The organism is Bacillus sp. FSL K6-2839, assembly GCF_038003365.1.
Lineage (GTDB): Bacteria > Bacillota > Bacilli > Bacillales > Bacillaceae > Bacillus.
The window spans coordinates 1,754,655-1,767,642 of the sequence record NZ_JBBOOZ010000001.1; the positions used below are offsets into that span (position 1 = coordinate 1,754,655).

General features: G+C 41.4%; 13 protein-coding genes. All 13 read right to left on the reverse strand.

The window, feature by feature from the left end; translation table 11 throughout:
• The 13 genes from MHH26_RS08810 to trpE all read right to left on the reverse strand — a co-directional run bounded on the left by MHH26_RS08810 (nt 1) and on the right by trpE (nt 12,904).
• Nucleotides 1-507, reverse strand: coding sequence for a ubiquinol-cytochrome c reductase iron-sulfur subunit (locus tag MHH26_RS08810; protein ID WP_007500911.1), 507 nt, complete (start codon nt 505-507; stop codon nt 1-3).
• Between the two features lie 144 nt (nt 508-651).
• The gene (locus tag MHH26_RS08815) at nt 652-1,098 is read right to left on the reverse strand and encodes a YpiF family protein (RefSeq protein ID WP_034661055.1); all 447 of its coding nucleotides are present in this window, start codon (nt 1,096-1,098) and stop codon (nt 652-654) included.
• A gap of 61 nt (nt 1,099-1,159) precedes the next feature.
• Nucleotides 1,160-1,699 (reverse strand): ReoY family proteolytic degradation factor, encoded by a 540-nt coding sequence (locus tag MHH26_RS08820; RefSeq protein ID WP_008344562.1) that lies wholly within the window; start codon nt 1,697-1,699, stop codon nt 1,160-1,162.
• Nucleotides 1,700-1,774: 75 nt separating this feature from the next.
• On the reverse strand, nt 1,775-3,046 hold the full coding sequence (locus tag MHH26_RS08825) for a tetratricopeptide repeat protein (protein WP_340973203.1): 1,272 nt from the start codon (nt 3,044-3,046) through the stop codon (nt 1,775-1,777).
• Nucleotides 3,047-3,336: 290 nt separating this feature from the next.
• Nucleotides 3,337-4,623, reverse strand: a complete 1,287-nt coding sequence (gene aroA, locus MHH26_RS08830) for a 3-phosphoshikimate 1-carboxyvinyltransferase (RefSeq protein WP_187703938.1) — start codon at nt 4,621-4,623, stop codon at nt 3,337-3,339.
• Nucleotides 4,624-4,633: 10 nt separating this feature from the next.
• Nucleotides 4,634-5,749, reverse strand: a complete 1,116-nt coding sequence (locus MHH26_RS08835) for a prephenate dehydrogenase (RefSeq protein ID WP_340973205.1) — start codon at nt 5,747-5,749, stop codon at nt 4,634-4,636.
• Between the two features lie 115 nt (nt 5,750-5,864).
• On the reverse strand, nt 5,865-6,962 hold the full coding sequence (gene hisC, locus MHH26_RS08840) for a histidinol-phosphate transaminase (RefSeq protein ID WP_340973207.1): 1,098 nt from the start codon (nt 6,960-6,962) through the stop codon (nt 5,865-5,867).
• 10 nt (nt 6,963-6,972) lie between these two features.
• A complete protein-coding gene (trpA, locus tag MHH26_RS08845) occupies nt 6,973-7,776 on the reverse strand; it encodes a tryptophan synthase subunit alpha (RefSeq protein ID WP_095285333.1) in 804 nt (267 codons plus the stop codon).
• Complete coding sequence (trpB, locus tag MHH26_RS08850; protein WP_309415597.1) at nt 7,773-8,972, reverse strand: tryptophan synthase subunit beta; 1,200 nt, start codon at nt 8,970-8,972, stop codon at nt 7,773-7,775. Before trpB ends, trpA begins: the two co-directional genes overlap by 4 nt.
• Complete coding sequence (locus tag MHH26_RS08855; protein ID WP_307499829.1) at nt 8,953-9,612, reverse strand: phosphoribosylanthranilate isomerase; 660 nt, start codon at nt 9,610-9,612, stop codon at nt 8,953-8,955. The genes trpB and MHH26_RS08855 overlap by 20 nt, the downstream gene beginning before the upstream one ends.
• 5 nt (nt 9,613-9,617) lie before the next feature.
• Complete coding sequence (trpC, locus tag MHH26_RS08860; RefSeq protein ID WP_095285336.1) at nt 9,618-10,370, reverse strand: indole-3-glycerol phosphate synthase TrpC; 753 nt, start codon at nt 10,368-10,370, stop codon at nt 9,618-9,620.
• Complete coding sequence (trpD, locus tag MHH26_RS08865; protein ID WP_307499830.1) at nt 10,363-11,385, reverse strand: anthranilate phosphoribosyltransferase; 1,023 nt, start codon at nt 11,383-11,385, stop codon at nt 10,363-10,365. The genes trpC and trpD overlap by 8 nt, the downstream gene beginning before the upstream one ends.
• Nucleotides 11,357-12,904 carry an anthranilate synthase component I gene (gene trpE / locus MHH26_RS08870; RefSeq protein WP_307499831.1) on the reverse strand — a complete coding sequence of 516 codons (1,548 nt, stop codon included), beginning with the start codon at nt 12,902-12,904 and terminating at the stop codon, nt 11,357-11,359. Before trpE ends, trpD begins: the two co-directional genes overlap by 29 nt.
• Between the last annotated feature and the right edge of the window lie 84 nt (nt 12,905-12,988).

Here is a 12,988-nt window from a genome sequence, read left to right on the forward strand (position 1 = left end):
TTACCCTTCCCCTTTCGGCACAGCTTTTCCAAGATAGAGGTATCCGTCCTTCACTTGCTGCTTATAATGGTCAAGCGGTGCAAGCGGTGGAGTTCCGGGTACGTTTGTACCATCCTTGTCGTACAGCCCATAGTGGCATGGGCAGAAAAATTTGTTTGGATTTTTCGGATCACTGTTCCAGTTCACTGTACATCCTAAATGTTTACAGATTGGCGATAAAGCGACAATTTCATCCCCTTCTTTGTACACCCATGCTGACCTAGATTCCTTTGACTCATACCATGCATCTACTTGATCAATTTTAAAGTCAAAGCGCTTCGGTTCCTTCGTCAGTTCATCTACACTGACAACTTGAACCATATCCTGATCCTCTGTTCCTTTTAGCACAGGGTCAAGCGCAAAGCGAACCATAGGCATGAGCATTCCAGCGGCCATAAATCCCCCCACGCCGGTCAACGTGTAATTCAAAAATTGACGCCTGGACACTCCATGTCTCTTCTCGCTCATTTTTTTCTCCCCCCCTCAGGTCGTCAGCTACTTTATAACTGAATTAGAAAAAATTTCATAAAACTAGGACACCCTCATAATATATCAATCTATTCACAAGGTCAACAGCCTAAAAAGCTATGTACAATGCAAATGTAAGGGTTTTTATGAAGGGTTCCACTTTTGTAACAAAAAGTTCAAAATTTGTTCTACACTGTCTTGAACGATTTTTTGCTTTAATTCTACCTTTAAATGCTCGAGCGGAACCGGCTTTAATAAAAATAGCGCTTCACTAACCGCCGCATGCTCTTTCCATTGATGATCAGATGAGATCAACACGACATGCTGAAAATGATCTTCTAGCGACTGCTTCATCGTGAAGATGTCTTCTAGTTTTCGATCATTGATCTCTACATATGTATGTGGCGGAAAAAGAAAGACCCGCCCTTTCAGCTGCCTTTCAAGTTCCTCTGCTACAAGAATGGTAAACTCACCTAAAGATACAGTTTGTTTGATTTGATTCGCATCTATTCCAACTATTGGAATGATAGCGGTATCAATGTAATCTTTAGATTGCAAAAAGCGATCCGCATCCTCCGCTTGAAACTTCATCAATTTCCCCTCTTTCATGACATAAGCCCTGCCTGTATAGGGCAAGGCTTATTCGTTCAGTTTATGACAATAGGCTTAATTCTTTTGCTAACTTATTAAATGTTTCTTGATCATGACGGTCAAGTGCCTCATCTATCTCTTTCATAAGCCGTTCTTTTTGGAACGTTGCGATCGAGTGTTCAAGCACTTTCTCCGCAAGATCCTTATCTTTTTCGTTCTCATAAAGATCCTTTGGAATATGAGGATTTGTTTCAAGCACAGCTGCATATTCCGGCGAACGATAAGCAGAACGGAAATTCAATTGAATAAACAAATCTTGCTGTTTATTCAAACGAATATCATGAAATGACTTTTCAGCATCTGTCGTCATGATGTTTTCTTTATAAAATCTAAAGGGAACTTCATCCACACAGTGTGTTGACATAATGATTCCCCTTGGGCAAAATTCTGCTTGCTCTACAAAATGAACCTTTTCCATCAAAGAGTCGTGACTCATTAAATAATTTAATATCCAAACACACTCTCTTCGTTTTAGCTGATAATGGTTTAAAAACCACCGGATGAATTCCTTCTTTTCATTGACAGAAACAGGGGTCTGCATGTTATTCCCTCCTCTATCGTAAATTAAATTGCTATACATGAATTATTCAACAAACCAGTTCTTCATTCCTGCAAACTATAAGGAAATTTCGTCTTCAATTCTTAAAATCGTTTCTTCGATTTCTTCATTCGTGCCATCTTTCTGAAGAACTTTGCGTAATAGCGGCAATGCTTCTTTTTGTCTGCCTTCTTCTAAAAGGAACGAAGCGTATTCATATAAAAAGTCACGCTCCTCATCAAAATCAGGTAGAGCCAGCTTGAAGTAATCGGCGGCTTCTTTGTATTCCTCTCGTCCAACAGAAGCAGATGCAGCATACCAATTCCATTTTGGATCAACTTCCCCAAAGCTTTTAACCTCTTTAATGACATCCAGGATTTCATCAAAAAGCTCTTCATTTAAATAGATCGCGAGCAATGTTTGAACCGCTTCAATATATCCCGGATCAAGAGCAAGTGCTTCTTGAAGCAGCTTTTTCGCATCTTCTGAATCCCCATTTTTCAAGTCAATCTTTGCTCCATATAAATATAATTCTTTGTTATACTCATCAACTTTAATACCCTCTTTTACTACCTCTAAAGCCTCCTGATATAGTCCTTCTTCCTCATAACTTTTCGCTAAAGGCATATAAAGAGACGAATAAGACGGATCAATATCTTTTAGTTCTGAAAGCTGCTGAATGGCTGTTTTCGTTCTGCCGGCCCTCATCGCTGTAAATCCGTAGCCAAAAAGTGTATTCGGGTCTGTTTGATGTTTTACTGCCTTTTCGTACCATTCAAGCGCATCTTCAAATTCTCCAGCTGTGCTGAGTGATTCAGCGAGTCTCTGGTAAACATTGACGCCGCCAACCTCATGTTGTTGATCTGCGACTTTGTAGAAATAGTCGGCGGCTTTCTTTGAAAGACCTTGTGAAAAATACAATTCACCTAACGCAAAATCAATGATGGCTTCATTTGGAAGCAGTTCTTTCGCTTTTAAGAGCTTTTGTTCACTGACTTCAAATAGTCCTTGCATTTGATACAAATCTGCCATTAACAATAAACTCTCTGGATACGCATCATCATCTTCAGGAATCGTCTCTAATACCGAAATCGCCTTTTCTTCTTCATCAGAGTCAATCAGTAGCTCTGCATAAAAACATGTTAACCCTGTTTCCTCTGGATATAAATCATGTAAATCACTGATGAGATTCCGCGCTTTATCGATATCTCCCCAATCATAATATAACTGAGCTGCCTGCACCTTTTCTTCATCATGCAAATGCTTTTCTGCCTGAGCAAGTGTTTGGAGTCCTTTTTCAGTCTCACCCGCCTCAACTAATTTTATGGCTTCTTGTAATGAACTATTCAAATCAAACCGTTCCTTTCTGTTTCCAAAAACCTAAACTATTGTTACTTCATATCATAATCGACAGGTACTCATCCAGCAAATATGTTGCTCTTTTAAAATGAACCCATTTTTTTGTTTTAAAGACTGTTTTTCATTTCATCCTTTACGAAACGGAAGTTTTGTAAACTGTAAGCACCTGAAATTCATTTTTTTATCGGATAAAATGATTTTTTTCCAGGTTTCATCTTGAGACAAGCTATGCTATCTTTCTTACAAATATGCATAAGGAAAGAAAAAGCCTGAGGACATCCTCAGACTGTTTTGGTTAAGTATTCAATGTGTTCAAAGAAATTCGGGTATGATACACGAACAGCATCTGTATCTTCAATCTCAACAGCTTGCTTTGTGATGCAAGCAGCAACCCCCAGCATCATACCGATTCGGTGATCTCCGTAGCTTGACACGACCGCGCCGCCTTGAAGTGTGGTTTTACCATGAATCTTCATACCATCATCAGTTGCTTCAATATCAGCACCGAGTTTTTTAAGTTCTGACACGACGGTATCAATTCGATTGGTCTCTTTTACTTTTAACTCAGCAGCATCTTTAATAATCGTTGTTCCTTCTGCTTGTGTCGCTAGAAGCGCTATAATCGGGATTTCGTCGATGAGTCTTGAAATCATGTCACCAGAAATTTCAATCCCTTTTAATGAAGAGGTTGAAATCGTTAAATCACCATACGGTTCTCCGTCTTTTGCATCTACTTCTTTGATCTCAAGATTCGCACCCATTTGTTTCAGTACATCGATAATACCCGTTCTTGTTTTGTTTAGCCCGACATTTTTTAACACAATCCGGCTGTTAGGAACAATAGATCCAGCAACAAGGAAAAATGCAGCTGAAGAGATGTCTCCAGGAACAAATATATCTGTTGCTTTTAATGTTTGACCGCCTTCAATGGAAACACTTTGTTCATCTTCGTCTAGTTTTACACCAAACATAGAGAGCATTCTTTCTGTATGATCTCTTGATTTATGCGGTTCAGTTAATGTTGTTGTTCCCTCTGCTTGAAGCCCCGCTAAAAGGACAGCGGACTTAATTTGGGCACTTGCCACCGGAGACTCATATGAGATACCTTTTAAATGACCGCCACGAATAGACAGTGGCGTATACTCGCCGTTTGCTCTGCCATCTATTTTCGCTCCCAGTTGTTTAAGTGGACCTGTTACTCGTTGCATTGGTCTTTTAGCAATACTCTCATCACCGATCAGTGTACTGTGAAACTCACAACCAGCTAATATTCCCATCATTAATCGAATGGTTGTACCAGAATTCCCAACATCGAGGACGTCAGACGGCTCCTTGAGCTCTTTCAGTCCCTTACCGTGGATCACAACATCTGTCCCTTTTTGTTCAATTTCAACGCCCATCTTTCTAAAGCAATCAATCGTACTTAAACAATCGGCTCCAGGAAGAAAGTTTTTCACCACTGTAGTCCCATCAGCAATTGCACCAAACATCACTGATCTATGAGAAATGGATTTATCACCTGGAATATGAATGACTCCATTCATAGGAGCATTTTTATGAATTTTCATGTTTGTCACCTCAGTCAGCATAAAATGTATCGTAATTCGCTCTATTTTTTATACAGATCTCTGCACGCTTACGGTCGTCATCTGTTTGAAAACTAATGCGCAAAATCCCATTAATGTCTTCTCGCGTTTCAATAATACGGATATTCGTAATACTGATGTTTTCATTTGCTAAATGCCCTGTAATCTCCGAAATGACCCCAGGGTGATCTGGAACATCCACATAAAGGTCATAAAAAGCAGGAATGGCACCTTTTTTCCTAAGAGGAAGTCCATCGCGATATTCCTTTGCCTCTTGAAAATAAGAGAACAAGCCTTCAGCGTCTTCTTGCTGTACAAAGGTCTCAATGCGGTCGATCTCTTTTTTCCATTCATGGAACCGGTCTAAAATCTTGTTTTTGTTGTGCAGAAGGATATCTCGCCACATTGCAGGATTGCTTGATGCAATACGTGTAATGTCACGAAAGCCTCCAGCAGCAAACCGTTTGACAAGTGGGAATTGTTCTTCAAAATGATGTGCTTGATGCACAAGGCTGGCTGCAACAATATGAGGGAAATGACTAATCACACTTGTTACAGCATCATGTTCTTCTGGGGTCATCTCAATGAAATGAGCATTTGTCCCCTTTAACAAGTCCTTCAAACGTTCAACAGCCTGGCGGTTTGTTTCCTTTGCCGGCGTTAAAATGTAGAACGCATTTTCAAATAAAAAGTCTTTCGCTGCAATGACTCCTGACTTATGAGAGCCTGCCATCGGATGTCCACCAATAAATTGGTAGTGCTTAGGAAGCGTTTTTTCAGCAAAATGGACGACCTTTTGCTTTGTGCTGCCAACATCGGTAATTGTGAGCTCTCTCTCAATTCCAGAGTTTGCAATATCACGAAGCATCTTGACTGTTTGCTGAACTGGTGTTGCCAATATAATAGTCGCAGATTCATCCAAACCTGCCGCAAATGAATCAGCTGCTAAATCAATGATACCCAACTTTGTTGCCGCAACCATTTGTTCTTTGGACACATCGTATCCTACAATTTTTTTATGGGGATACTCTTTTTTAATCGACAGTGCGATGGAACCTCCAATTAAACCAAGTCCAGCGATTAATATTGTTTCGTTTGCATCATTCATGTTCATCACCTGTTTTTTCACGAAAATTAAAAAAGCCATTTCAACAGCTTATATGTATATGAGGTTGGTACAATGAAAGCCATATCCTGCCTTAGGATATGACTTTATGGTTATGCTACGCACGAATGCCTTGCATTAAATCGGCAAGTGTACTTAGAATTTCTGCATTTTGCTCCATTGTTCCGACCGTAATACGTAAAGAAGTCGGAAAACCAAGTGCTTTACCAGAACGAACAATGTAGCCTTTTTTCAATAATGCATTGAATAATTCATCTGCATCTCTCTTAAAATCAATCAGCACGAAGTTTGTTTGAGACGGATAAATAAAAAGTCCAAAACGGTCAGCAAATTCTTGATATTGCTTGAGACCTGCTTCATTTTTCTGTCTGCAAGATTGAATGAAACCCTGATCTTTTATCGCTGCACGTGCAGCTGCCTGAGCGATACGACTCGTATTAAATGGCTCTCTCGCTGGTTCAATCGCAGTAATCAGCTCTTCCGACGCAATGCCATAGCCTACTCGAAGTGCAGCCAGTCCATACGCTTTTGAAAACGTTCGGAGTACGATGACATTTTGATAGGAATGTAATAAAGATAAGCTGTTCGGAAAGTCTTCCGCACGAACGTATTCGACATATGCTTCATCTAGTACAACAAGCACATGAGCTGGTACTTGGTCTAAAAACGCCACAAGCTCAGATTCTGACAAATGATTTCCCGTCGGGTTATTCGGGTTGCATACCCAGACGACCTTCGTGTTCTCATCAATCGCATCCAGCATGCCCTTCAGATCGTGAGCTCCTCCGTCTAAAAGCGGCACCTCTCGAATCTCTGCCTGCTCAATGACGGCATTGTGACGGTATTGCGGAAAAGATGGAGCTGGGATGACGGTATTTGTATGTTGGTCAAGGAATGCCCTAGCAATAATTTGCACAAGTTCATCTGAGCCATTCCCGAATATTAATTGTTTTTCATTTACTTGAAGAAACTCAGCAAGCTCCGTTCTTAAACTTGCGCTGTATCCATCTGGATAGATCGCTAAATGTTCGAGCTCAGCTTGTATCGCCTCTCTTGCATGTAAGGAACATCCAAAAGGGTTTTCATTTGAAGCCAATTTCACAATCTTGTCTAATTGATATTCTTTTTTGACCTCTTCAATTGGTTTCCCAGGTTGATACGGTTTTAGTTGTTTTAATTGATCTTTGATTTGCAAAAGTTTCACCTCATTTGAATGAATAGAGGGGACTAAATGTTTTTGCATAGGTTTCAAATTCTCTTAAAGCTTCTTGACGTGTATCACTTGCTAACAATTGATCTTGAAGTTCTTCAATTTTTTTCACAAGTGCACTGCCTACAACGACACCGTCACTCAGTTTATTCATTGAGTCTACCTGCTCTCTTGTTGAGATGCCAAAACCGACCGCAACCGGTATGTGACTCAGCTGTTTCACTTGTTGAATAAAATCAGTAATCGATTCGTCAAAGGTTTGTCTGACACCTGTTACACCAAGAGATGAAACACAATACACAAAACCTTCTGCCTGCTCTACAATGTTTACTAATCGTTCCTTGCTGGTTGGTGCAACGAGCGAAATATATGAAATGTCATAAGTTTGACAGTTCTTTTGCAGCTCACTGCTCTCTTCAAACGGCAAGTCGGGTGTTAAGAGTCCCGAAATATGATTTTTGCGCAGTAAAGCGAAAAAGTATTCTGTGTCTAATTGTAACACAGGATTATAATACGTAAATAGAATTACAGGAATTTTTACACCATTTTTTTTCATCTTCCCTGCTAATTCTATCGCTTTTACGATATTCATGCCATGATTTAGAGCTCTTTTGGAGGCTCTTTGAATGACAGGACCGTCCGCTAGCGGGTCGGAATAAGGGACACCTAGTTCAATCGCATGTGCACCGGCTGCTTGAAGGGACACAGCTAAATCAATCGTGACTTCTTCTGACGGATCTCCTGCCGTGATAAATGGGATGAATAACTTCTCGCCTTGCTCTAATTGAAATGTGATCATTTGGTTTTGCCCTCACTTTCAAGCACATTCATTAATGTATGCACATCCTTATCTCCTCTTCCTGACAGGCAGACAAGGACGATTTCATCTTCATTCATCGTCCTGCTCATCTCAAACGCCTTGGCTAAAGCGTGTGCTGATTCAATCGCTGGCAGGATTCCTTCCTTTTCCGTCAGCAGCTTTAGCGCATCCAGTGCTTCTTGATCTGTAGCACTCACATATTGAACACGGCCGCTCGCATGTAAATATGCGTGCTCTGGTCCGATCCCAGGATAATCTAAACCAGCTGAAATGGAATAGGGCTCAATAATTTGGCCAAATTCGTCTTGGATTAAATATGTCAAAGATCCATGAATGACCCCTTTTGTCCCCTTCGTAATGGTTGCTGCATGAAGCGGCGTATCGATTCCTTTTCCAGCGGCTTCTACACCAATAATATCAATCTCTTCATCTAAAAACGCTCGGTACATTCCAATGGCATTACTTCCGCCGCCGACACAAGCAATGACTTTATGTGGGAGCCTGCCTTCTTTTTTAAGTATCTGCTCTTTTGCTTCATCACCAATCATCCGTTGGAACTCACTGACGATTTGGGGATACGGGTGAGGTCCTACAACTGAGCCGATCATATAGAAATGATCACTGCAGTGCTGGACCCAGTAACGAATCGCTTCGTTGGTTGCATCTTTTAATGTGCCGTTCCCGCTTGCGACAGGTATGACCTCAGCGCCAAGGAGCTTCATTCGGAATACATTGAGTGATTGTCTTTCCACATCCTCTTTTCCCATAAATACTGTGCAGGATAATCCAAACTTTGCGGCCACCGTTGCAGCTGCTACTCCGTGCTGTCCAGCGCCTGTTTCCGCGATGATGTTTGATTTTCCCATTTTTTTCGCAAGCAGGGCCTGCCCAAGTGCATTGTTAATTTTATGAGCGCCTGTATGGTTTAAATCTTCTCTTTTTAAATAGATTTTTGCGCCGCCGAGGTATGCTGATAATTGATCAGCATATGTCAGCGCAGTCGGTCTGCCTGAATAGTTTTGCAAAAGGGAAAGATATTCTTGCTCAAAAGCAGGGTCTTCTTTTAATTCATTAAATGCTTGTTCGATTTCTTTGAGTGGCTGCATGAGCGTCTCAGGAACAAATTTCCCTCCGAATTCTCCATATCTGCCAATCTCATTTGGATATGCGTACATCGTTTAACATCCTTTCTTCGAGCGCTTTGATCTTAGCGCTGCTTTTCTTCCCGTTTTCTTCTATGCCGCTTGAAAGATCGATCGCTTTTGGGCCATAGGCAAGCAGCTCTGGCAGCGTTTCTGGTGTTATTCCGCCTGCAATGATGCATGTTTTCTCCAGTCGTTTTGCCTGCTGAATGTATACAGGTACCGCTTCCCATGTAAAAGCTGTGCCAGAACCACCTCTCATCCCTTTTACTTTCGCATCAATGAGGAAGCCATCGACAAACGGCGCAAATGCCGTCATTTTAACGAGTGTTTCTTTTACATCGGGCTCGTGGTGAAAGACTTTCCACACAATCGCTCCTGTTTGTTGTTTTATTTCTTTTGCATCCTCTCGTGTTTCATCTCCATGCAGCTGCACGATATCTAAAGGAACATGCTTTGTGATGTCACACACTTTTTGGATTTTTTCATTTACAAATACACCAGTAATCTCTTTCTCGCACTGCGACTCGGTGAGCCATTGTTTCACTTGTTCTGGATCGACTTGTCTTTTACTTGGAGCAAAAATAAACCCGATCGCATCTGCTTGAGATTGCGCAATGCATTCTACATCTTCTTGTGATACCGCCCCGCAATATTTTAAAAAAGGCTTCATCTTCCTCATTCTCCAAATAACGTCTGAACGGCTTTTTCTTGTGATGGTTCTCTCATTAATGATTCACCTACAAGGACAGCACTCGCTCCATGTTTTTTGACAAAGGTCAGATCATCAAATGTCTGAATACCGCTTTCACTCACTAGTAAGACATCCTTTGGAACAAGTGGTGCAATCTCTTTTGTTTGTTCAACTGTTGTTTTAAATGTCTTTAAATTTCGGTTATTCACTCCAATGATTTCAGGGGTGAATATATTTAAGATATTTTCCAGTGTATCTGCTGCATGAACTTCGACAAGAATATCTAGTCCTTTTTCCTTCGCTTCAGCATAGAGCTCATGCAGCTGTTGCGGTTCAAGTACTTCTCCAATTAATAAAATTGCATCTGCACCGATACGTCTTGACTCTTCTATCTGTATGGAGTCGATGATAAAGTCTTTTCTTAAAATTGGACGTGCGACGTGTTCTTTAATTAAGGAAAGATACTCGTTCTTCCCTTGAAAAAATGGTTCATCTGTTAAGACAGATAAGCAATCAGCATTCGATTTTTCGTATGCTTTTGCTGTTTGCAGAGGATCAAAATTCGGCTGAATGATTCCTTTGGAAGGAGATGCCTTTTTCACCTCAGCAATTAGACCAATCGAGCGGTGAGGGTTCATGAGTGCTTCTTTAAATGATCGTCTTTCAAAGTCTCCATCCACAGGTAACTGCAACGTTTGAATATGTTCTTTTTTGCGTGCAATGATTTGATTAAGCATAGATCTCTTCCTCTTTCTTTTTTTGTTTTAAACGAGCCAATTGTTCTTTGGCTGTGCCGTTTTTAATCGTTTCTAACGCTTTTAATGTTCCTGCCATGAGGCTTTCTGACTTGCCTGCGACATATAAAGCCGCCCCGGCATTCAGAGCTGTAATATGAAGCGGCGCCCCTCCTGTTTGATGATTCAATATATTCTGAATCAATTTTGCGCTCTCTTCCGGTGATTGGACCTGAATATCTGATAAGGTTCCTTTTTCCAGTCCAAAGTCTTCCGGGTTTAGCGTATATTCTGTCATGGTACCTTTTTTGAGTTCAATCACATATGAATTTGCTGTAATCGTTAATTCATCCAGCCCGTCTTCCCCGCTCACAAACAGGACATGTTCTGGCTCTAATGGGGCAAGGGCTTTCGCCATTAATTTTGCCTTTTCCTTTGAGTACACACCGATGATTTGCTTTTTGGCTTGCATCGGGTGGCAAAGCGGTCCTAATAGATTAAATACCGTCCGGAAGCCGAGCTGCTTGCGGACTACTGCTACTTGTTTCATCGATGAATGGTACAGTGGTGCAAATAAAAAGCCCATGTTTTTGTCTTGTATTTGTCTTCTCGTTTCTTCTGGAGTGGATTGAATGTGAATGCCAAGACACTCTAGCACGTCGGCACTTCCGCTTTTAGAAGAGACTGAACGATTTCCGTGTTTTGCGATTTTAGCACCAGCGGCGGAAGCCACAATGGCAGCTGCAGTTGATATATTAAATGTAGAGAGTCCATCGCCTCCTGTACCGCATGTGTCAACGACATCGAGCGATCTTTCCGCTGGTGCTGCCTTTTGCCGCATGGCCCTCACGAAGCCTGTCATTTCTTCAGCGGTTTCTCCTCTGTGCGCTAAAATCGATAGACTTGCAGCGACTTCAGCATCTGTTAAAGATCCGCTCATCATATCATGCATTAGCCTATGGGCTTCATTTTCTGATAGGAAGCCTCCGTTAACAAGAGCTGAAAGTCGCTGATTCATCCTGCACACTCTCCTTTTCTGAGAAAATATGTTCAGCAAGCTGAATGGCCTTCAGAAGCGCTCCTGCCTTGTTACATGTCTCTTCCCATTCATTTTCTGGAACAGAATCTGCGACAATGCCAGCGCCTGCTTGTATGGAAGCGGTCTGATCTTTGATGCTCATGGTGCGAATGGTAATACAAGAGTCGATATTGCCGTCGAACCCAATATAGGCAATACAGCCGCCATACGTTTCCCTTGGCTCAGGCTCCATTTCATTTAATAATTGCATCGCTCTTATTTTCGGTGCCCCTGTTAATGTGCCTGCAGGAAAAGCGGACATGAGCGCATCGACTGGATGTGTATCCTGCTTTAGCTTCCCTGTCACAATGGAGATGATGTGCATGACATGTGAAAAGTTCACAACTTTTGTAAAGGTCGGTACAGACACACTGCCGTATTCTGCTACGCGGCCGACATCATTTCTGGCTAGATCTACTAACATGTAATGTTCTGCTTTTTCTTTCTCATCCTCTAGCAGCTCTCTTGCAAGCGCAGCGTCCTCTTCTTTTGTTGTTCCTCGTTTTCTTGTGCCTGCAATGGGGTGAATTTCTAAGTGCCCATTTTTGGCATGGATTAATCGTTCTGGCGAGCTTCCGACTAAATCGCGGTCTTTTAATTTCATAAAATACATGTATGGAGATGGATTCACAATGCGAAGCACGCGGTATAATTCAAATGAACTCACTGACACTGGGATATCAAAGCGCTGTGAGAGGACGCCTTGAAAAATATCACCTGCTCGAATGTATTCTTTGATTTTTTCTACGTCCTTTAAAAATTGCGCTTTTTCATAGGTTGACGTCACATGTTCAAAGGACGGTGATTCGTTCATATTCCCTGATAAAATCAGTTCTTTCATATCAATCTTTGTATGGAGCTTGTGAATCATCTGTTCAAGCCGCTTTTGATTTTCTTTGTAAGCTCGTATTTTTTCGTCTTCTGTTTCATTTCCGGTCAGCTGGGTGTATTGGATAAAATGAACATGATTCGTTTCATGATCAAAGGCAATCATCGTTTGGCAGACAAATAGAGTACAATTGTCTGTCGTTGATGCGCTTAGGTGTGGCCTGACAGAAGGTTCAATGCTTGGAATAAGATCGTAACTTAAGTACCCAACTGCCCCGCCTGTAAATGGGATGTCAACACCTGGTGTCTTGATTTGGTATTGCTCTTTCATCCAGTCTAGTAAGTCTTTCAGTTCTTGCTTTTTCATGACTTCCTGCCCTGCAGCGTCACGTGCAATATATTGGTTTTGGTCATCATGTAAGGTTAAAAAAGGATGTAATCCGATGAAGGAATATCTCGACCAGCTAGAAGACTCGTCTCTGCTTTCTAGCAGATACACAATATCTTGCTTGAGTTTTTCGACAATTTGAATCGGTGAGAGCGTATCAACTGTAATGGTTTCAACAATCGGGATTGTTTTGTGGGACTCGCTGTCCCTTAAAAATTGGGTCAGGTTTGTTTGGGAATTCATAAGCACACTCCTTAAATGGGATTAAGGAGAATGAGGGGACATATAGAGGGTTTGTATGAGTATACGAAATAAGCCTAAAAGAGG

What these genes read in the sequence shown, in the direction of transcription:
- MHH26_RS08810 (WP_007500911.1), bottom strand. Translation starts at nt 507, where the DNA reads ATGAGCGAGAAGAGACATGGAGTGTCCAGGCGTCAATTTTTGAATTAC.
- aroA (WP_187703938.1), bottom strand. Translation starts at nt 4,623, where the DNA reads ATGAAAATTCATAAAAATGCTCCTATGAATGGAGTCATTCATATTCCA.
- trpE (WP_307499831.1), bottom strand. Translation starts at nt 12,904, where the DNA reads ATGAATTCCCAAACAAACCTGACCCAATTTTTAAGGGACAGCGAGTCC.
- MHH26_RS08815 (WP_034661055.1), bottom strand. Translation starts at nt 1,098, where the DNA reads ATGAAGTTTCAAGCGGAGGATGCGGATCGCTTTTTGCAATCTAAAGAT.
- trpD (WP_307499830.1), bottom strand. Translation starts at nt 11,385, where the DNA reads ATGAATCAGCGACTTTCAGCTCTTGTTAACGGAGGCTTCCTATCAGAA.
- trpA (WP_095285333.1), bottom strand. Translation starts at nt 7,776, where the DNA reads ATGATCACATTTCAATTAGAGCAAGGCGAGAAGTTATTCATCCCATTT.
- MHH26_RS08855 (WP_307499829.1), bottom strand. Translation starts at nt 9,612, where the DNA reads ATGAAGCCTTTTTTAAAATATTGCGGGGCGGTATCACAAGAAGATGTA.
- MHH26_RS08835 (WP_340973205.1), bottom strand. Translation starts at nt 5,749, where the DNA reads ATGAATGATGCAAACGAAACAATATTAATCGCTGGACTTGGTTTAATT.
- trpB (WP_309415597.1), bottom strand. Translation starts at nt 8,972, where the DNA reads ATGTACGCATATCCAAATGAGATTGGCAGATATGGAGAATTCGGAGGG.
- MHH26_RS08820 (WP_008344562.1), bottom strand. Translation starts at nt 1,699, where the DNA reads ATGCAGACCCCTGTTTCTGTCAATGAAAAGAAGGAATTCATCCGGTGG.
- trpC (WP_095285336.1), bottom strand. Translation starts at nt 10,370, where the DNA reads ATGCTTAATCAAATCATTGCACGCAAAAAAGAACATATTCAAACGTTG.